This is a genomic window from Bacteroides timonensis, assembly GCF_000513195.1.
In the GTDB taxonomy this organism is placed as follows: Bacteria; Bacteroidota; Bacteroidia; order Bacteroidales; family Bacteroidaceae; genus Bacteroides; species Bacteroides timonensis.
In genome coordinates this window covers 40,489-60,308 of the sequence record NZ_CBVI010000048.1, presented here as the reverse complement: position 1 = coordinate 60,308, position 19,820 = coordinate 40,489, and the positions used below count along the sequence as shown (strand labels likewise).

15 protein-coding genes are annotated in these 19,820 nt (G+C 44.5%); 7 read left to right on the top strand and 8 right to left on the bottom strand.

Annotated features, from left to right (window positions below; translation table 11 throughout):
- Window positions 1-45: 45 nt before the first annotated feature.
- Together BN161_RS10530 and lpdA are read right to left on the bottom strand one after the other, a co-directional pair.
- Window positions 46-795, bottom strand: a complete 750-nt coding sequence (locus tag BN161_RS10530; RefSeq protein WP_044265745.1) for a lipoate--protein ligase family protein — start codon at window positions 793-795, stop codon at window positions 46-48.
- Entirely contained in the window at window positions 795-2,144 is a 1,350-nt protein-coding gene (lpdA, locus tag BN161_RS10525) for a dihydrolipoyl dehydrogenase (protein ID WP_044265742.1), read from the bottom strand. The genes BN161_RS10530 and lpdA overlap by 1 nt, the downstream gene beginning before the upstream one ends.
- Window positions 2,145-2,297: 153 nt before the next feature.
- Between lpdA and BN161_RS10520 the strand changes: the two genes are divergently transcribed.
- Window positions 2,298-2,927: a helix-turn-helix transcriptional regulator gene (locus BN161_RS10520; protein ID WP_007209403.1), complete on the top strand. Its 630-nt coding sequence runs from the start codon at window positions 2,298-2,300 to the stop codon at window positions 2,925-2,927.
- Window positions 2,928-2,999: 72 nt separating this feature from the next.
- Entirely contained in the window at window positions 3,000-5,438 is a 2,439-nt protein-coding gene (locus BN161_RS10515) for a TonB-dependent receptor (RefSeq protein ID WP_044265739.1), read from the top strand.
- 208 nt (window positions 5,439-5,646) lie between these two features.
- On the opposite strand, the gene BN161_RS10510 is transcribed toward BN161_RS10515, so the two are convergent.
- From BN161_RS10510 to metA, 3 genes are all read right to left on the bottom strand, one after another.
- Window positions 5,647-6,696, bottom strand: coding sequence for a membrane protein (locus BN161_RS10510; protein ID WP_044265736.1), 1,050 nt, complete (start codon window positions 6,694-6,696; stop codon window positions 5,647-5,649).
- Entirely contained in the window at window positions 6,686-8,584 is a 1,899-nt protein-coding gene (locus BN161_RS10505; RefSeq protein WP_044265733.1) for a peptidase U32 family protein, read from the bottom strand. Before BN161_RS10505 ends, BN161_RS10510 begins: the two co-directional genes overlap by 11 nt.
- Window positions 8,585-8,673: 89 nt before the next feature.
- Window positions 8,674-9,591 (bottom strand): homoserine O-acetyltransferase MetA, encoded by a 918-nt coding sequence (metA, locus tag BN161_RS10500; protein WP_007209648.1) that lies wholly within the window; start codon window positions 9,589-9,591, stop codon window positions 8,674-8,676.
- A 388-nt stretch (window positions 9,592-9,979) separates the two neighbouring features.
- Between metA and BN161_RS10495 the strand changes: the two genes are divergently transcribed.
- The 5 genes from BN161_RS10495 (at window position 9,980) to BN161_RS10475 (ending at window position 16,002) form a co-directional block, all read left to right on the top strand.
- Window positions 9,980-11,875 (top strand): fimbrillin family protein, encoded by a 1,896-nt coding sequence (locus BN161_RS10495; RefSeq protein ID WP_044265730.1) that lies wholly within the window; start codon window positions 9,980-9,982, stop codon window positions 11,873-11,875.
- A gap of 95 nt (window positions 11,876-11,970) precedes the next feature.
- Complete coding sequence (gene metF, locus BN161_RS10490) at window positions 11,971-12,924, top strand: methylenetetrahydrofolate reductase [NAD(P)H] (RefSeq protein ID WP_044265727.1); 954 nt, start codon at window positions 11,971-11,973, stop codon at window positions 12,922-12,924.
- A gap of 51 nt (window positions 12,925-12,975) precedes the next feature.
- Window positions 12,976-14,094: a DNA polymerase III subunit gene (locus tag BN161_RS10485; protein ID WP_044265726.1), complete on the top strand. Its 1,119-nt coding sequence runs from the start codon at window positions 12,976-12,978 to the stop codon at window positions 14,092-14,094.
- A 41-nt stretch (window positions 14,095-14,135) separates the two neighbouring features.
- Window positions 14,136-15,539, top strand: coding sequence for a regulatory iron-sulfur-containing complex subunit RicT (gene ricT, locus BN161_RS10480; protein WP_044265723.1), 1,404 nt, complete (start codon window positions 14,136-14,138; stop codon window positions 15,537-15,539).
- Window positions 15,517-16,002, top strand: coding sequence for a gliding motility lipoprotein GldH (locus BN161_RS10475; RefSeq protein WP_044265720.1), 486 nt, complete (start codon window positions 15,517-15,519; stop codon window positions 16,000-16,002). Before ricT ends, BN161_RS10475 begins: the two co-directional genes overlap by 23 nt.
- Here BN161_RS10475 and rodA read toward each other — a convergent pair.
- The 3 genes from rodA to mreD are packed head-to-tail and all read right to left on the bottom strand — an operon-like array spanning window position 15,991 to window position 19,805.
- On the bottom strand, window positions 15,991-17,457 hold the full coding sequence (gene rodA, locus BN161_RS10470) for a rod shape-determining protein RodA (RefSeq protein ID WP_044265718.1): 1,467 nt from the start codon (window positions 17,455-17,457) through the stop codon (window positions 15,991-15,993). The genes BN161_RS10475 and rodA overlap by 12 nt on opposite strands.
- Window positions 17,438-19,303, bottom strand: coding sequence for a penicillin-binding protein 2 (mrdA, locus tag BN161_RS10465; protein WP_044265715.1), 1,866 nt, complete (start codon window positions 19,301-19,303; stop codon window positions 17,438-17,440). The genes rodA and mrdA overlap by 20 nt, the downstream gene beginning before the upstream one ends.
- Window position 19,304: 1 nt before the next feature.
- Window positions 19,305-19,805, bottom strand: a complete 501-nt coding sequence (mreD, locus tag BN161_RS10460; RefSeq protein WP_007219709.1) for a rod shape-determining protein MreD — start codon at window positions 19,803-19,805, stop codon at window positions 19,305-19,307.
- Window positions 19,806-19,820 lie beyond the last annotated feature (15 nt).

Below are 19,820 nucleotides of genomic sequence, written 5' to 3'. Positions count from 1 at the left end.
CGGTTTATTATTATACAACAAACAACTGAGTAGTAAGTTTTTAACTTAAGTAAAAGTTAATGCGGATTTATGATATATCCACTCTTTGCAGGCATACTTTTCCGTTTTCAACCGTTCGATGGCTTCCATATCTCCGGCAGAAAAACGGTAAATCCGGTTATCGTCATCATCTACAAAGGAGTGAAAGAGCAAGTGTATGAAACGCTTGATGGCCATGGGTTCGGACAAAAACTCTTTTATATTAGCAACTTCACTCCGTACGGAAGGTACCGCACGCACAGTACGAGAGCCCGGTATACGGCTTTCCGCATCCGGATCGCCATTCAATGCCGCATTCAATGTATCCAGATCAGTGGAAAACAACAAAGTACAATGATACATCACACGATCTTTGTGTATGCACTGCGCACTACCTGATATTTTCCGTTCATCCACATAAATGCCCAGACGCTGGTCAGCATAAGCTGAGATGCCTACCTTTTCAAGGAAATCAACGACCTGTTGCAGGTAATATACAAAGTCCGGCTGCTTTACGGTTTCAATAAAACTCAGATTAATGTTTCCCCGGTCATGATATACAGCCCCTCCACCGGAGAAACGGCGTGCCAGGGTTATTCCCTTTTCATCCAGAAGCCTCTCGTCCGCTTCCGCTGCCACACTCTGATGTTTCCCTATCACTACGGAAGGTTCCGACTGCCAAAGCATAAAGAAGTTACCTCGCTTCTGCTTCAACAAATATTCTTCTGCTGCCAGATTTAAATAGATATCCGTGCAGCGATTATCAATACAGAACATTATGCAAACAAAGTTTCATGGAAGATTTCACCGACCGTCGGATGCGGAAAAACAGTCTTTTGAAACTCTTCCACCGTATATCCGTGCTGCACGGCAAGTCCGGCAAGAACAATCAATTCGGAAACAGGGTTTCCCAGCATATGGCAGCCTATCACCCGATCATCGTCATCCAATATCAGTTTGCAAAGTCCGTTCACCAATTCATTCTCGGCTACAAAACGACCGGAATAGGCCATCGGTAACTTCTGTACATGATAACTGATACCGGATACTTTCAATTCTTCCTCAGTCTTACCGACTCCCGCTACTTCGGGATTGGTATACACCACACCGGGTACACAATCGTAATTCATACTGTCTTCCACTCCCAAGATATGATTGACAGCAACTTCACTTTCACGAATGGCAGTATGTGCCAGCATAGAACGCCCGGTGATGTCGCCACAGGCATAAACACGAGGATGGGAAGTCTGCATATGCTCATCCACCTTCACACCGTTGCGCAGCTGTTCAATGTTCAGTTTATCCAAACCGACCTGGGACAAGTTAGCTTTCCTACCCACACTGACGAGTACCTTTTCGGCTTCGATAAGTGCAGTCTTACCTTCTTTTTCAATAGTGACACCCTCTTTGCCGACTTCAATTACTTTGGCATTCAAATGGAAATTAACTCCACGATTCTGATATTCTGAACGTAGCATGCCACTGGTTTCCTTATCCATGGCGCCCAATACTTCGGGCATCATTTCAACAACATGCACCTGCACACCCATGCTATTGAAAAAAGAGGCGAATTCCATCCCGATAACACCACCGCCGATAATGACAAGTGAACGGGGCAAAGTTGTGATCTCCAATGCTTCCTTTGATGTCCAATAATCAATTTCAGATAATCCTTTAATGGGAGGGATCAATGTATCGGAACCTGTACATACCAACAGATAGGTTACTTCATATACTTCGCCGGCAGCCGAAAGTTGGAAACGTCCGTCCGCCTCACCCATAATAACGGCTTCCTGCGGCACAATAACAGCACCGTACGAACTGACCGTCATCTTCACACCACCAGTCAGCTTTTTCACAATCTTATCTTTACGGTCGATAATCTTTTTCATATCGAATGACGAACCGTCGGGCACAGAGATGCCATACTTGGACGCACCTTTCATATTGTCCCACAACTTGGCGGAATAGAGTAGAGTTTTGGTAGGGATACACCCCTCATTGAGACAAACACCGCCAATAGCTTTCTTTTCAAACAAAACAGTTTGCAGCCCGTTTGCAGCCGCTCTTTCAGCTGCCGTATATCCGGCAGGGCCACCACCGATGATAGCTATATCATATTTCATAAATCAGTAGTATTAAGTAAATTATATACTTAACAACAAAAGAGAAGAGCGCAAAGTTCTATAGCAACCTATTAAGGAAAGTTACTGTTTTTCAATCACAATAGCCTACATCCTAAAATTTATCTGTACTTTTGCAGAAATTTAAGAAACACTATGGTAGCTCCCGAAATAGCAATTGCTGACTCCAACACCTTATCATGTATGGGATTGCAAAGCCTTCTGGAAGAAATTATCCCGATGGCCGTCATCCGTGTATTCAGTTCGTTCGAGGAACTGATGGACGATACCCCCGATATGTACGCGCATTATTTTGTTTCAGCACAGATATATTTTGAGCATACCGCTTTTTTCCTACCGCGCAAGCCCAAGACCATTGTATTGGCAAACGGTGACAATCAGCCTCAGCTGGCAGGAATACCGACCTTGAATATTTATCAGGACGAGAAAACACTGATCAGAAACATCCTGCAACTGCATCAGTTCGGACACAAAGGCGGACATCCTCATAGCCACCCCCACGGACATCCCCACGGTGCAACAGCGCATCCGTGCGGTAATCCTCATGCCGACAGCGAACATGATCTCTCTCCCCGCGAAATAGAAGTACTGGTACTGATAACCAAAGGACTTATCAATAAAGAAATAGCCGATAAACTGAATATCAGCCTGACTACCGTCATCTCCCACCGAAAGAATATTACGGAGAAGCTGGGCATTAAATCAGTGGCCGGACTAACGATTTATGCTGTAATGCACGGATACGTCGAAGCAGACCGTATCTAAATCCTAATAAATGAGGATTGCGGGTATAAGAGAAATCCTCTTTCTTTGCAAGCGAAATAATAGAAGCAAAAAATGGAGAAGAGTAAATTGTTAGCCTTTGCCCTGGCACTCCTGTCGATAGGGAACGTATGTGCAGAGGAAGTGGATACCCTGAAAATAGTGGACGTTGAAGAAGTCCTGATCATTGCAGCACCTAAAGAAAACCGTAAGTTGCGCGAGCTGCCCAATGCCGTCACCCTGCTTTCGCAACAAGACATGCAGGCTGCACAAGTGAACTCAATCAAAAACCTGACAGCACTGGTCCCCAATATATTTATTCCCGACTACGGTTCGCGACTGACATCTGCCGTCTACATTCGTGGTATCGGTTCTCGCATCAATACTCCCTCCGTAGGGCTCTATGTTGACAATATACCTTATATAGATAAATCCGCATTCGATTTCAATTATTCCGACATCGAGCGTATTGATGTGCTGCGCGGTCCGCAGGGTACACTGTACGGACGAAATGCGATGGGTGGACTTATTAAAGTACATACCAAATCTCCTTTCTCTTATCAAGGTACTGACTTCCGGATAGGGGCAGGTACACACAATCAATACAATACTTCCGTCACTCACTATCACCGGATGAATGATCGCTTTGCATTCTCGGCTGGAGGATTTTATGAATACGAAGGCGGTTTCTTCCGCAATGCAGCGCTCAACAATAAAAAAGTAGATAAAGGGCAGTCTGCCGGTGGACGTATCCGTGCCATCTACTTGCCCAGCGATAATTGGAAGCTCGACTTTAATGTAAGTTATGAATATGGTGACCAGGGCGGTTACCCGTATGGACTCTACAATAAAGAAACCGGAGATGTAGCCAAAACGGCTTACAATGATGAAAGTAGCTATTACCGCAACCTGCTGAATGCCGGACTTAATGTAGAGTACCAGGCACAGAATTTCACACTCAGTGCCGTAACCGGATATCAGCATCTAAAGGATCGTATGTTTCTGGATCAGGATTTCACAGCCTCAGATACGTATACACTGGAACAGAAACAACGCATCAATACCATCAGTGAAGAAATTGTGATGAAGAGCAAGGAAAACCGCCGCTGGCAATGGGCAACGGGCATCTTCGGCTTCTATCAATGGCTGAATACGACTGCACCGGTCACATTTAAGGAAGATGGTATGGCGATGATGAACCAGATGCTGGGTAGCGTAATTCCTCCACTAATAGAAGTACCGATGAGCCCGGTGATGAATATGAATATCATGCCATCATTAAAAGTAACCAGCACACGTTTACCTATCAACGGAGATTTCAAAACACCGCTTCTGAATGGAGCTCTGTTTCACCAATCCACATTCAGAGATTTATTTAGTATCGACGGATTATCATTCACTGCCGGACTTCGCCTGGATTATGAGAAGATGAAGATGGATTACAACTCCGGCACAGCAATGGATTACACCGTAGGCATTACAGGTCAGATGATGCAGAACGGACAGCCTGTTCGTGATCCTATAATAATGATGCCGGAAACAGCCCTGACTGTAGAATCCTGCTACGAAGGTTCCATCAGCAAAGATTATCTGCAACTACTTCCGAAGTTCGCCTTGCAATATGACTTCCGGGATAATGCCGGAAATGTATATGCTACCGTCAGCAAAGGTTATCGCTCGGGAGGATATAACATTCAGATGTTCTCCGACCTTCTACAATCCAGTTTGCGCAACGATATGATGAAGCAATCTAAAGAAGCAATCATGCCCAATGTTCCGGACAACTTCAAAGATTTGGTAGATGGTTTTCTACCCGATGGCGGTAAGAATCCGGATGCCCGGGCTGCCACCGTCTACAAACCTGAACAGACGTGGAACTATGAAGCAGGCACCCACCTGAATCTTTTCCAGAACCGTCTGCGTGCCGATGCCGCCCTCTTCTGGCTCGAAACGCGCGACCAACAAATATCACGCTTTGCCCAAAGCGGCCTCGGACGTGAAACGGTAAATGCAGGAAAGAGTCGCAGCCTCGGAGCTGAAATATCTCTGGCGGGCGCAGTTACCACCAACTTCACGCTGACTGCAAATTATGGCTACACATACGCCACATTCAAAGAGTACGTGACGAATGCGAAAAGCGCAGATAATAAAGTGATTGAAATAAGTAACAATGGCAATTACGTCCCCTTCGTCCCCAAGCACACTCTGAGCCTGGGCGGACAATACATTTTCCGCATCAACCCGGGACATTGGTTGGACCGTATTCAACTTAATGCCAACTACACCGGTGCAGGACGCATCTATTGGACCGAGCAGAATGATGTCAGCCAAGCCTTCTACGGCACATTGAACGGACGCCTCAGCCTGCAAAAAGGTAACGGACAGATTGACTTCTGGGTTCGCAATGCGCTGGATAAAGACTACGCTGCTTTCTACTTTGAAAGCATGGGCAACGGATTCATGCAGAAAGGCCGCCCCATACAGGCGGGAGTCGAACTACGTTGCAGGTTCTGATAGAGATCATTACTTCCGTCCCCATACATCTCCCTGACCCGTTATGCAAAAGATGGCATCTTTTGTCGCAAAAGGTGGCATCTCTAACATCAAAAGATGGCATCTTTCGCAGCAAAAGATGCCATCTTTTACATTACATCTAAGCAGGAAAGAGGGGAAAAGTAAGTATCATAAGCATGAAAGGGTTAAGAGAACTTGCTACACCCTATTATTCATTGATAGCACCACAGCTTGGGCAAGGCCCCTTTTCTTTTAATTTCTGTCCGCAGCGCCCGCAACGATAGCGGTAAATGACAAGTGTAGCACACATTCGCTTTAGGAAAAGCCCAAAGAAAACAACAAGGAAAATATAGCCGATATAGATTTGCGTAGTCAGTATAAAGAAGAAATAACAGAAGATACAACAAGATGCCAATCCCAACAGATAGAATACGGCAGCGGCAGGAGTCAACTGACGGAACAAGTCATCGAGTACTGCCAGCAGTACAATGATAAACAACCAGATGCTCAGCAAAAAGACTGAGAGAATAAACGGCACCTTGAAAGGTGAAAGCGTAGGGTTAAAATAGAAATGTTCCCACGTTTCGGGCACAAAGACTTGCATCGTCTCATACACCGTAGCACTGAATGCCATCAACAGGCAGAGCAAAAGTGGATATACGCTATCAATATCATTGAAATAAACAATCTTCAACTGCTTCTGACGGAACAGACGGAACACCCAGGCACCGATAAACAAGGCGAAAATAATCACGAAGTAAGAAGCATGCGTATCACTGAACAAGTAAATGAATTGTGAGATACTGTCCGTAGGTACAAAAGCTTGCATCATTTCCCGCTCCCCGATCCAGCCTTGTATCTCCTGGGAATGAGCAAGTTTTACCCAAACACTGTCCACGCTATCAGCAGAATGAATGGCAAATTCGGCCACTACTACACGGTCTCCTCTATACAAAGTATTGTAGCAATCCTTCACCGGCAGACAGGCAAGCACCACGGAATCCTGCACCACTTCCAGATTCGTATTCAACGTATAATGCCGGTCGTAAAGGTAGGTCAGAGAGTCCCGGGTTTTATCACTGATACCTTCATCATCCAGATTGGGACGGGAGTAACGGCAGGAAACCAGACTGATAATAATCGCTATCACCACAGAGTAGCACAGAGTTGCACGGAGTCTTTTCTGATATTTAAGAAACTCTGTGTTACTCTGTGCTACTCTGTGGTGATAACGAATATGTTCTCTCTTATTCTGCATATACTTTCATCTGACAATTCTTACAATCAAATTCCAAGCGGAAGCGCTTACCATCAGTTCCTTGCAAACAATAAGGCTCCCGATAAGGTGAACGTCCCTTCTGATAAGTAGGGCACCAACCCATACTATAACGCAAACAATGCTTGCAGAACATTAAAACAGCACCCGGTACAGATTGTTTCTCATAAGCCGGAGCTACGGTAGCAATGCCGTGATCGGTATAGAAAGAGGCGGCACGGGTATTCATTACATTCCCGAGGTACGTTAATGAAGTAGCGGAAGCTGTTGTCTTAGAAGAAGTTCCCGGCAAAGGGAAAGCATGAGTTGTAGGTTTCCAGACTGCCACTTCCTGCCGATAATTAATACGGCGAACGGTAACCAGCTTGTCTACGGCTTGACGACGCCAATCGGCTACTACGGAAGCGGGAAGAAACCAGTTATCTGAAAAGCGGATTTCTATGGCGGAATTTGTTTCAGGCGAACGATTATCCGCTAATATTCCGGCTTCAAAAGGAGTATTTCCCAATTTACTGAGTTGAGTACGCAGATTATCTGCCTGAGGGGTACGGGCAGGTTCTTTCTGATAAGGGAAAGAAAGTGTAACGCTATTATCATCCTCATCCGTGACAGTCAGAGCAAAGCCGAAGGCAGTATCTGCCAAAAGCAAGGAAACGGAAATCTTTCGTTCGGAAGACTTACGTGCCAGCAACTTCTCAAACTCCTGGTCATAGTTACGGTAAAGCACAGTACGCAGACGAATACGAGGCATCTCACCTGCCGGATAGAGTTTATTTCCATCTACACGGTTGATACGGAAGCCTTGCAGGCGTCCTTGCTCATCGATATAACAAACACCGTCACCGTTGTTGAATGATTTCAATCCAGCTACTGTGAGGTAGTTTCCACGTTGTTCCTTCATGGTTCCCATCTCTTCACCGAGGGATTTCGGAGTATCGAAAGAGAAAATTTCTTCACTGCGTCCGTGCAGGAAGTAATGCGTAAATCCACGACTAAAACTTTTATCTAACTGGGGACGGAATGTATAATTGCAAGTACCGGAAGAGGCTCGGGCGTATTCTTTACGGCGTGTAAAGATGGCATCCAGCTTTTGGCGGTAAGCAGCCGTAACATTCTTTACGTAAGAAACATCTTTCAGACGACCTTCTATCTTGAGCGAAGTAGCACCTGCATCAAGTAACTCTTCCAGAATATCACTCTGATTCAAATCTTTGAGAGATAGCAAATGCTTATCACGTACAATTACTTTTCCGTCGGCATCCACCAGACTGAAAGGCAAACGACAGAATTGTGCACATTCTCCCCGGTTGGCACTACGTCCGAAACAAGCCTGGCTGACATAACATTGCCCGCTATAACTAACGCAAAGCGCCCCATGTACAAATACTTCCAACGGCACTTCCGGACAAGCTTTATGAATATGGCTGATTTCCTGAAGGGAAAGCTCACGTGCCAATACTACTTGCCGGAAACCGGCTTCTGCAAGGAAACGTACTTTCTCCGGTGTACGGTTATCCATTTGGGTACTGGCGTGCAAGGGAATAGGTGGTAGGTTTAAGCGAGTGATTCCCATGTCTTGCACAATGAGGGCATCTACTCCCGCACGATACAAATCCCAAATCATTTTCTCCGTCTCTGCCAGTTCTTCTTCCTTTAAGATGGTATTGACAGTCACATAAATCCGGGCATTATATAAATGGGCATGAGCCACCAAAGCAGCTATATCTTCCAACGAATTGCCGGCTGCTGCACGTGCGCCAAACTTAGGTGCACCGATATACACTGCATCCGCACCGTGGTTAATAGCTTCAATGCCACATTCCATGTTCTTGGCAGGGGCCAGTAACTCTATCTTCCGTTGCTTTATCATATCGTTTTAGTTACAAGTTACAGGCTACAAGCTACGAGTGCTACACTATATACCGCAAGGTCTTGTCACTCGCAGCTCGTAGCTTGTAGCTATTTTATATCATTAATATTGTACGGAGTTTCCTGATAAACGAAATAGTTCAACCAATTAGAGAACAGCAGATTGGCATGGGCACGCCAACGTACCATCACACCTTTGTCCGGATCATTATCCACATAATAATTACGAGGTATTTCAATAGGTAGACCTTTATCCACATCCCTGCGATATTCCGTATCCAGCGTCAGTGGAGAGTATTCCGAATGTCCGGTAACAAAGAACTCACGTCCGCCACGTGCCACAACAAGATGCACGCCTGCATCTTCCGATTCCGAAAGTAAAGTAAGCTCCGGCACTTTCAAGATATCTTCTTTCCGTACTTCCGTATGGCGGCTATGGGGTACATAGAACATATCATCGAAACCACGGAAAATAGCGTGCAGCGGATCTAAAGGACGATGCTCGAATATGCCGAACATTTTCTTATCCAACGCATACTTGGGTACTCCATAATGATGATAAAGTCCGGCCTGTGCAGCCCAGCATATATAAAGGGTAGATGTGACATGCGTACGCGCCCAATCGAATATTTCCATTATTTCATCCCAGTAAGTCACCTCTTCGAAATCTAATTGTTCTACAGGTGCACCGGTGATAATCATACCGTCGTACTTCTCGCCACGCATCTTTTCAAAGTCAGTATAGAATGTCTGCATGTGTTCTACAGGCGTATTCTTTGATGTATGACTCTTGATTTTCATGAACGAGATTTCCACTTGAAGCGGTGTATTGGAGAGCAAACGCACAAGATCTGTCTCCGTGGTAATCTTCAAAGGCATCAAGTTCAGGATAACGATGCGCAACGGACGGATGTCCTGTTGCGTGGCGCGGGAGTTGTCAATAACAAATATGTTCTCTTCTTTCAGCAACTCTATCGCCGGCAGCTTATCAGGTAAATTTAATGGCATAAGTTATCAGATTATCTTTAATTTAGAGTACAAAGGTACTGATAATTTTGAAATCTCCCGCGAAAGAATGAAAATGTAGGGACATTTCAAGTTATTTATCCTGTTCATACAAAGCATAATAAGTAAATAATTGGTATAAAGTTATTCTTTTCTTTCTGTTTTTTAAAAGTTTATTTTACCTTTGACATCCATTAGGTTAATAAACGTTGAAAAACATAAAGATGGAACAGAACCGGAATTCAAGCGCGAATTCAACTAATTAGCATTCCAAAGCAACAGTCTTTTCTATACCAATTATGGTCCCGACCACCCCAGATACTCCAATGTTTTGATTAACAACTATTAATTGGGAATTCGATCATCGTATTCCACAAAACAACAACATTATATGAACAAAACAACTATCAAGAAAAACAGACTGATCCTATTATCACTCTGCCTCATCCACTTATTTACCGCTTGCGTCAATAAAATTGACTCAGAAACACCTTCTGGAACAGTACCGATCACATTTACCACAAAAGTCAGTAAAACCAATACGCGAGTAACCAATACGGCCTTTGAAAAAGGAGATAAAGTGGGATTGTACGCAATGCTGTCTTCTACTTCCATTGCAAAAGAACGATACATTAACAATTTGCTGTTAGAATGCGGAGAAGACGCTAAACTTATCCCCGAAAAAACTGTTTTCTACCCAGTGGGAGATGCAATGCTAGACTTCATCAGCTATTCTCCATATCAGTCGGCAGAGATAGCGGCCAACTCTTCCATCATCCCAGTTTCCGTACAGTCCGATCAAAGCAATGCCAAAAAGCGATCTCTATCTGACTTTCTAATTGCCACACAAGCAAAGATAGCAAGCAGCGAAAAGGCCGTTGAACTGAAGTTCCATCATAAATTGGTGAAATTCAACATCACACTCACACCGAAAGGAGATGAAAACGTTGAAGCTTTATTAAAAGCCAATCCACGCATCATTGCCACAGGATTCTACAATAAAGCCGACTACGATCTAAGCACAGAAGAATTTACAATTCATAAAGAAGAAGACGCGGATATCATTCCTTACGGAACATGGAGTATAAAAGAGGGGAAATTAATAGGAAAAGAGATTATTATTATCCCGCAAGAAATTAATCCCGATACGCAATCATTCGTTATGGATTGGAATGGACAACTATACACATGCCCAATGCCGGAATTAACAATGACCGGAAGCACACAATGCAACCTGGACATCGCTGCCATGCAGACCACCAGTCATGTGCTGACAGGGATAGCCAGCAGTATAGAAGACTGGACAACCGTAGAAGGTAAGGATACGGACAATAGCGGCAAGACGACAGCCATACACATTGCCGCCCTGTCTTTCACCCAATCAAATGTTTATAGAGTATACAACAGCGGAAAACCTATCGTGGAAATCTGCAAAGAGTATCTTAAATCAGATGATATCGATTCACAAGCAATCACGATTTATCCTATCGGCGTAGATGAACAAAGTGATTTGAACAACGGGACAGTACTTCAACTGTTGGATGATGACAGAGACATCAATGGAGGACAAATAAGTTGGAACACAGAGAATAATTCTTTCACGTACACTCAGGGAACCTCAGGAGCAATCGATAAATTCTATTTGGATGAAACAGGAAAAGTAACACTGGCAAAGCCCGAAAAATCATCGGATGTTAATGTAATCCGACACACGATTCGAGATATCAGAAACGGAGCACTGAAAGAACACCCGATAATAAAGATAGGGACACAATATTGGATGCGGAAAGATCTGTGCGAAACTACATACAGAACTGGAACTCCCCTTACAAAACGAGTTGAATTGGGCATCGGGGCAGGCTACTTCAAACCAGACAAATTTGAAATATACTTCTACAACGGAGAAGCCATACTGGCCGGTGACTTAGCACCGGAAGGATGGAAAATACCCAACAGCAAAGACTGGGAAGGCTTGAAGAATTATACAGGTAATGAAGCATCACTGATTAAGGCAGGAGAATGGCAAGGATTAAAAGAGAATGACCATGTATATCCCGCCTCCAACCTGACCGATTTCGGTGCATATCCGATAGGCATGTGGTACGAACAGGCACATGCACAAGTCTATAAAATGACCGGATATTGGACTCTTGAAGATAACGGCAAGACCATACCCGAGCAAACCATATTCCTCACAGGAAGTGATGAACATTTTATTTCAAATGGAACTTTAGTAACCAATAAGACATTCTATAAAGCCCTTTCCATACGTTGTATAAAAGAATAGCCGGATAAATAAAAGCATATCTCATTTCTTTTTCGTATTTTTGTTCCCAATGTACAAATAAGTTTTGTTCACCGAACAAAGACAACGAAAAAGAAATGAGAATTATCGACCTGATACACAGCAACGAAAAGACAGCTTTCTCTTTTGAAATACTGCCACCGCTGAAAGGCACAGGCATCGAAAAGCTGTACGAAACCATAGATACTTTGCGGGAATTTGACCCGAAATACATCAATATCACTACACATCGCAGCGAATATGTGTACAAAGATCTGGGAAACGGTTTGTTTCAGCGCAATCGCTTGCGCCGCCGCCCAGGGACTGTTGCAGTAGCTGCCGCTATCCAAAACAGATATAATATTACTGTAGTTCCGCATCTTCTTTGCAGTGGTTTCACCCGCGAAGAGACGGAATATGTACTGCTCGATCTGCAATTCCTGGGTATTACCGACTTACTGGTGTTACGTGGGGATAAAGCAAAACATGAGTCCGTCTTCACTCCCGAAGGCGATGGCTACCACCATGCTACTGAATTGCAAGAACAAATCAATAACTTCAATAAAGGCATCTTCGTAGATGGCTCGGAAATGAAAGTGACCAATACACCATTTTCCTATGGTGTGGCGTGTTATCCCGAAAAACACGAAGAAGCTCCCAATATTGACACTGATATCTACTGGCTGAAAAAGAAAATGGAAGCCGGTGCAGAATATGCCGTTACACAACTTTTCTATGATAACCGGAAATACTTCGACTTCGTAGAACGTGCCCGGAAAGCCGGAGTCACCATTCCCATCATTCCAGGTATCAAACCGTTCAAGAAGATATCTCAAATCAGTATGATACCCAAGACATTCAAAGTGGACTTGCCCGAAGAACTGACATGCGAAGCAATGAAATGCAAAATGGATGAAGAAGCCAAACAAGTAGGCATCGAATGGTGTGTTAAGCAATGTAAGGAATTAGTGGAACATGGAGTACCCAGTATTCACTTCTACTCCATCGGTGCAGTGGACAGTATAAAAGAAGTTGCAAAGCTGGTATACTAAGGCCGAAATCAAGTAACATTAGTTGTAAATTATAAAACCATATATAATATCGTGTTTTTCAAAGAGGTAATAGGACAAGAAGCAGCCAAACAGCGGCTCCGGCAGGAAGTGCAAGAGGGGCGTATTCCTCATGCTCAGCTCTTCTGCGGTCCATCGGGAGTGGGAAAACTTCCGTTGGCAATGGCTTATGCCCGTTACATCTGTTGCCCGAACCGTACAGATACAGACGCCTGTGGCACTTGTCCCTCCTGCATAAAATGGAATAAGCTGGTACATCCGGATGTACATTTCGTCTTTCCCATCGTAAAAAAAGGAAAGAAAGAAGTGTGCGACGATTACATAGCTGACTGGCGCCATCTGGCGCTGAACAGCCCTTATTTCAGTCTCAACCACTGGCTAAACGAGATGGATGCTGAAAACGGGCAAGCCATCATCTATGCAAAGGAGAGTGACGAGATAGTGCGCAAGCTCAGCCTGAAATCGAGCGAAGGTGGCTACAAGGTTACTATCGTCTGGCTACCGGAGAAAATGCACGTAGTTTGCGCCAACAAGTTATTGAAGCTTCTGGAAGAGCCTCCCGAAAAGACAGTATTCTTATTGATATCCGAAACTCCAGACATGATACTGCCGACAATCCTGAGCCGTACGCAACGTTTCAACATCCGTAAAATAGAAGAAGCGGATATTGCCAACGCCTTGCAACAGAAATACGGTGTACGCCCTAATGATAGTTTCACCTTGGCGCATCTTGCCAACGGTGACTTTATCAAAGCATTGGAAACCATCCACCTGAACGAAGAAAACGAACTGTTCTTTGAACTCTTTGTCAGTCTCATGCGTCTTTCCTATCAACGGAAGATACGTGAAATGAAGCAATGGAGTGAGCAACTGGCAGGCATGGGACGCGAACGACAGAAGAACTTCCTGACATACGCCCAGCGTATGATACGTGAGAATTTCATCTATAACCTGCATTGCAAAGAAATGAATTACATGACTTTGCCCGAACAAAATTTTGCCACCCGTTTTTCCCCTTTTATCAACGAACGGAATGTAATGGGAATGATGGATGAATTGAGCGAAGCGCAAATACATATTGAGCAAAATGTAAATGCAAGGATGGTCTTTTTTGATTTTTCATTGAAAATGATAGTTCTACTGAAACAGTAGAAATCAGATATATAGTAGTAATCTCAATCATAAATAAAAAAATGGATTTTAAACTACATAACGGAAGCGGAGGTCTCCGCTGCAAAAGTTGCGGCAAGCAAGACAAGCAACTGAATACCTACGACTGGCTGGCCGACATTCCCGGAAACGGGGAAGAAAGCGACCTGGTAGAAGTTCAGTTCAAGAATACCCGCAAAGGATATTTCCGCAATAGTAACCATATACCTCTTGAAAAGGGCGACATCGTGGCCGTAGAAGCAACGCCGGGACATGACATCGGTGTAGTGACCCTAACCGGACGCCTTGTTCCGCTACAAATGCGAAAAGCTAACATCAAGTCTGAGGCTGATATCAAGCGCATCTATCGCAAAGCCAAGCAGGTAGATATGGACAAATATAATGAAGCCAAGGGACGCGAGCATGACACCATGATACGTGCCCGGCAGATTGCCCTCAACCTGAATCTCAACATGAAAATCGGTGATGTGGAATATCAGGGAGACGGCAACAAAGCTATTTTCTATTATATTGCCGATGAGCGTGTGGACTTCCGCCAGCTGATCAAAGTATTGGCAGATACTTTCCATGTCCGCATTGAAATGAAGCAAATTGGCGCACGTCAGGAAGCCGGACGAATCGGCGGTATCGGCCCTTGCGGACGCGAGCTCTGCTGTGCCACTTGGATGACTTCCTTCGTGTCAGTATCCACAAGTGCCGCCCGTTATCAGGATATTTCTCTCAATCCGCAAAAACTGGCTGGACAATGTGCCAAACTGAAATGCTGTCTCAACTATGAAGTGGACTGCTATGTGGAAGCTCAGAAACGTCTTCCTTCCAGGGAGATCGAGTTGGAAACCAAAGACGGTACTTTCTATTTCTTTAAGGCAGATATTCTAAGCAATCAGATAACCTACTCTACCGACAAAAACATTCCTGCCAATCTGGTAACAATCAGTGGTAAGCGTGCATTTGAAATCATCGGTATGAACAAACGGGGCACTAAGCCAGAAAGTCTTGTAGAAGAAGCACGCCAAGTGGAACCCAAGAAGCCGATAGATTTGTTGGAACAGGAAAGCTTAACCCGCTTCGACCGTAGTCGTAAAGGTAAAAATGGCGGAGAAAATAACGGTGGCGGAAATGGAAACGGCGGTAATAACAACCGCAAGAAAAAGAAAAAAGGAAATCCGAATCAACCTGGAGATCAACAATCCAGACCACGCCCACAAGGTGAACCACGCCCACAAGGTGCCCCCAGACCACAAGGCGAGCAGCCAAGGCAACAGGGGAACCAACCCAGACAACAAGGCGATCAGGTCAGACGCAACAAGCAAAAAAACCGTGAACGAGGAGATGGACAACGTGTTGATAGAGGTCCCAGACCCAACAATCCACCCAGACCACAAGGAGAGAAACCAGCCGGAAATGAAAAACCAGCTCAAGAATAAAACATCTCTCCTGAAGAGTTTAATACTGCTGTTCATCGCAAGCTTCTATACAGCCTGCGATGAACAGACTGTATATCATTCTTTTCAATCCCTGCCAACGGAAGGCTGGCAGCGGAATGACACACTATTCTTCAATGTTTCGGTTGCAGACTCCGCTACACTCTACAATGTATCCGTAGAAGTGAGAAACCGGAACAATTATCCGTATCAGAATCTGCCCTTACTCATCTACTACGACAGTCCGGAAGTCCCAAATATCAAGCGGGATACATTGGAACTGCGACTTGCTGACAATGCAGGTATTTGGTTAGGAGATGGCTGGGGTGGGTTATATCAATCAACTCTTCCAGCAGGTTTCATCCGTATTGGAAAAGCCGGGGAATACCGCTTCAAAATTATACACCTTCTACCAGACGAAGTTCTTCCAGGTATCAATGATGTAGGAATCAAATTAAAACGCTGACAGTCTCTTTTTGCGTCCTGCATCAATCCGCAGGAAGATGAACAGCAGGATGGTGAATCCCCAAAGCGAAGAACCGCCATAACTAAAGAATGGCAGCGGAATACCAATCACAGGTGTTAATCCCAGCACCATACCTACATTAATAAATAGGTGGAACAGGAATATACTAACGACTGAGTACCCATAGACTCGACCAAAAGTAGACGGTTGCCGCTCCGCCACAGCAATCAGACGGAGTATTAATATAAGGAATAAGAGTAGCACGGCAGTAGAACCTATAAATCCTTCTTCTTCACCTACCGTACAGAAAATAAAGTCCGTATCTTGTTCGGGTACATATTTCAACTTAGTCTGAGTACCGTTCAGGAAACCCTTTCCTGTCAGACCACCGGAACCGATAGCTATCTTCGACTGGTTGACATTGTATCCGGCACCAGCCAAATCTTCTTCCATACCTAATACCACCTTGATACGTATCTGCTGGTGAGGCTCCAATACTTTATTAAAGAAGTAATCACTGGAATATAAGAAACCGATAGAACCGATAGCAAACATACCTATCAGGAAATAACTAAGATGGCGTTCACTTAACGAAAGGAAAATAAGGTACCCAACTACCAGCACACACAGTCCCCATTGCACCCAAACCAAATTAAACGGAATCACATATTCCGATATAAAATAAGCGATTAACAACACTCCAATGGTAACTAACAATATATTGCGTACCGGTTCCCATTTCTTCTTATAAACCCACACCATTCCTGCCGCAGACAGCAAGACCATCGAAAGTACAGCAAACTCCCCTATCGGCGTCGGCGTATCGGCAATAAACACCTGGTCAAAACGAATACCTACCACAAAATAAACGACCGCGCACACTCCGGAAAACAGTACCACACCCGGCATCCCCTCCCGATACAGAACCAAAAAGAAAGCAATATATACCAACGCTGAGCCAGTCTCCCGCTGCAAAATAATAAGCATCATCGGGAACAGAATAAGAAAGACCATCATCAAGATATTCTTCCAGTTCTTCATGGTGAACGAATAGGAATTCATATACTTGGCAAGAGCCAGCGCCGTAGCAAACTTGGCAAACTCAGCCGGCTGCAAACTTACCGGCCCCATGACCAGCCACGACCTCGACCCCTTCGTATCAGGGGCTATAAAGATAGTGACCACAAGTAAGATGGCAAGTGCTATATAAATCAGATAGGCAAACATATCATAAATATCATCTTCAAGCATCAACAGCACAAACCCTAATCCGAAAGAGCAGATAATCCAAACCAGTTGCTTACCTGCACGAGTGGAGAAATCCCAGAAGTCACGGTCGCCATAATCATAGCTTGCCCCGCAAACGCTAAACCAACCGAATACAATCAGAATCAAGTAAACACAGATCGTTACCCAATCCAGTGATTTCCATATACTATCTCTCCTCGTCACCATACATTATCACACGATTACTCATTTCTTCCGCTCTTTCTTCGCTGGCAGGCGAAAGTTTTCCATTCAAATACTGTTCCATCATTAAAGCACCATAAGGTACTCCGTAGGTTGCACCCCAACCACCATTCTCCACATAAACAGCAATTGCAATCTTCGGCTTATCCATTGGGGCAAAACCTATAAATGCAGAGTGGTCATGTCCGCGATTCTGTGCCGTACCCGTCTTTCCACAGACTTCTACACCCGGCAGTATGGTTCCGGCTATACGGCAAGTAGCACTTCCGGTAACTCCCGTAACGGCAGCCCGCATACCTTCTACAATTTCTTCATAATAAGAGCGGTCGATAGAAGTGTAACGACGTTCCCGGTAGGTACTATCCAATTCTGCATCCTGAATATCCTTCACGATATGCGGAGTCACAAAATAACCACGATTGGCAATGGTAGCCGCTAAATTTGCCATTTGCAAAGGTGTACTTAAAACTTCACCCTGACCGATAGAAATACTGATTACCGTCAATCCATTCCATGATCCACGATAGGCCTTATCATAAACACCCGCATTGGGAATAAATCCGCGTTTCTCACCCGGCAAGTCCGTTCCCAGCTTATAACCAAATCCTTGAGAAACCATGTGATCTTTCCATACAGTAAGCGCATTCTGTGGTGAACCGTATTTCTTATCACCAAACATGCGATAAAGCCCCCAACAGAAATAAGCATTACACGAAGTGGCAATAGCAGGTATCAGCGGAAGAGGTGATCCATGCCCGTGACATCCCACACGCAGACCTCCATAAATGAATCCGTGAGAACAAGGAAACGATGTGGATGGCTGTATAATACCTTCCTGTAAGAATGTCAGCGCCTGCGCTGTTTTGAAAGTAGACCCCGGAGGATAAACACCCATAATAGCACGATTCAGCAAAGGTTTCTGCTTATCTCTCTGCAACATATTATGATTTTTACCACGTTGGCGGCCAATCATCAAGTGCGGATCAAAGTTCGGAGCAGATACCAAACAAAGGATCTCCCCCGTTTCCGGCTCAATAGCCACAATTGCACCGATTTTATTCTTCATCAGACGCTCACCCAACATCTGCAAATCAATATCCAACCCTAATTTCAGATTCTTACCCGGTACGGATGGTCGATCCAGTTTCCCATCCATATAGTGGCCCTGAATACGTCCGTGCGCATCACGAAGCAAAACCTCCACTCCTTTTTCGCCACGCAGGTATTTCTCGTATGACTTTTCTATACCTTGCTTACCCACATAATCACCGCGAATGTAGTAATCGTCAGCCTCAATATCTCTCATTGAAACCTCACCGATATCCCCCAAAGCATGTCCGGCAGAATTATAAGTGTATTGCCGGATAGTACGTCTCTGAATATAAAAGCCCGGGAATTTAAAGAGTTTTTCCTGGAATACACCGCACTCTTCCGCCGAGAGCTGCGTCATAAACACCTGATGCGTATATCTGGAATAACCGGGATTCATCCAGCGGTTCTTCACATCTTTCATTCGCTTCAGCAGCTGTTCTTTCGTAATATTCAGTGTGCGGCAAAAATCGAGAGTATCCAGTTCCGTCACCTCTCGCGGCACGAATGTGATATCATACGCAGGTTGATTGAACACCAGTAATTTTCCATTGCGGTCATAAATCGCACCGCGCGAAGGATACTGGATTTTATTGAGGAAAGCGTTACTGTCCGCGTTCTTCTTGTAAGTATCAGTCATGATCTGCAACACAAAAAGACGCATGATATAAATGATAACAATCACAATTGCTACCCCACCTATCACTAATTTCCGCTTTTCGAGTGTATAATCTTTTGCCATCTTACTTCTTCTTCACTCCTTCTATAGCCATGATACAGGTTATAGTCAGCAACGCACTTGCCACAATTCTCAGCAGCAACGTTCCGATATGGGCGAACGAAAAGAATTCTATGGTAAGTAATATTGCATGATGAATAAAAACGCTAACAACCAAATACTTCAGGAAAGGTACAATTCCCATCGACTTGATCGAAGGAACTATATTCTCAAACGCATCCCTCGGCACAAACAGGCGTAGGAATGTAGGACGCAGAAAAGCCAGTGCCACCGTAGCCGCAGCATTCATACCCGGCGTATCCGAAAAGATATCCACCGTCAGTCCCAGAAAAAACGCCCACAGCATCAAAGTATTCCGTGGCGTTTCCGACTCGAATTTCAGTATGAGATAAATATATAGAAAAGGAGTGGCATATCCGGCAATATGCACATTATTCAGTATCAGTACCTGCAATAGTACCAAACCGATAAACCAACCTATTTTATGCAGATAATTGATGACCAATTTGATTTACGATTT

Excerpts from the sequence above, each read along its gene's own strand:
- rodA (WP_044265718.1), bottom strand. The coding sequence starts at position 17,457 with ATGGTGACGAGGAGAGATAGTATATGGAAATCACTGGATTGGGTAACG.
- BN161_RS10495 (WP_044265730.1), top strand. The coding sequence starts at position 9,980 with ATGAACAAAACAACTATCAAGAAAAACAGACTGATCCTATTATCACTC.
- metF (WP_044265727.1), top strand. The coding sequence starts at position 11,971 with ATGAGAATTATCGACCTGATACACAGCAACGAAAAGACAGCTTTCTCT.
- metA (WP_007209648.1), bottom strand. The coding sequence starts at position 9,591 with ATGCCATTAAATTTACCTGATAAGCTGCCGGCGATAGAGTTGCTGAAA.
- BN161_RS10520 (WP_007209403.1), top strand. The coding sequence starts at position 2,298 with ATGGTAGCTCCCGAAATAGCAATTGCTGACTCCAACACCTTATCATGT.
- BN161_RS10530 (WP_044265745.1), bottom strand. The coding sequence starts at position 795 with ATGTTCTGTATTGATAATCGCTGCACGGATATCTATTTAAATCTGGCA.
- BN161_RS10505 (WP_044265733.1), bottom strand. The coding sequence starts at position 8,584 with ATGATAAAGCAACGGAAGATAGAGTTACTGGCCCCTGCCAAGAACATG.
- mrdA (WP_044265715.1), bottom strand. The coding sequence starts at position 19,303 with ATGGCAAAAGATTATACACTCGAAAAGCGGAAATTAGTGATAGGTGGG.
- BN161_RS10510 (WP_044265736.1), bottom strand. The coding sequence starts at position 6,696 with ATGCAGAATAAGAGAGAACATATTCGTTATCACCACAGAGTAGCACAG.
- BN161_RS10515 (WP_044265739.1), top strand. The coding sequence starts at position 3,000 with ATGGAGAAGAGTAAATTGTTAGCCTTTGCCCTGGCACTCCTGTCGATA.
- lpdA (WP_044265742.1), bottom strand. The coding sequence starts at position 2,144 with ATGAAATATGATATAGCTATCATCGGTGGTGGCCCTGCCGGATATACG.
- BN161_RS10475 (WP_044265720.1), top strand. The coding sequence starts at position 15,517 with ATGAAAAACCAGCTCAAGAATAAAACATCTCTCCTGAAGAGTTTAATA.
- ricT (WP_044265723.1), top strand. The coding sequence starts at position 14,136 with ATGGATTTTAAACTACATAACGGAAGCGGAGGTCTCCGCTGCAAAAGT.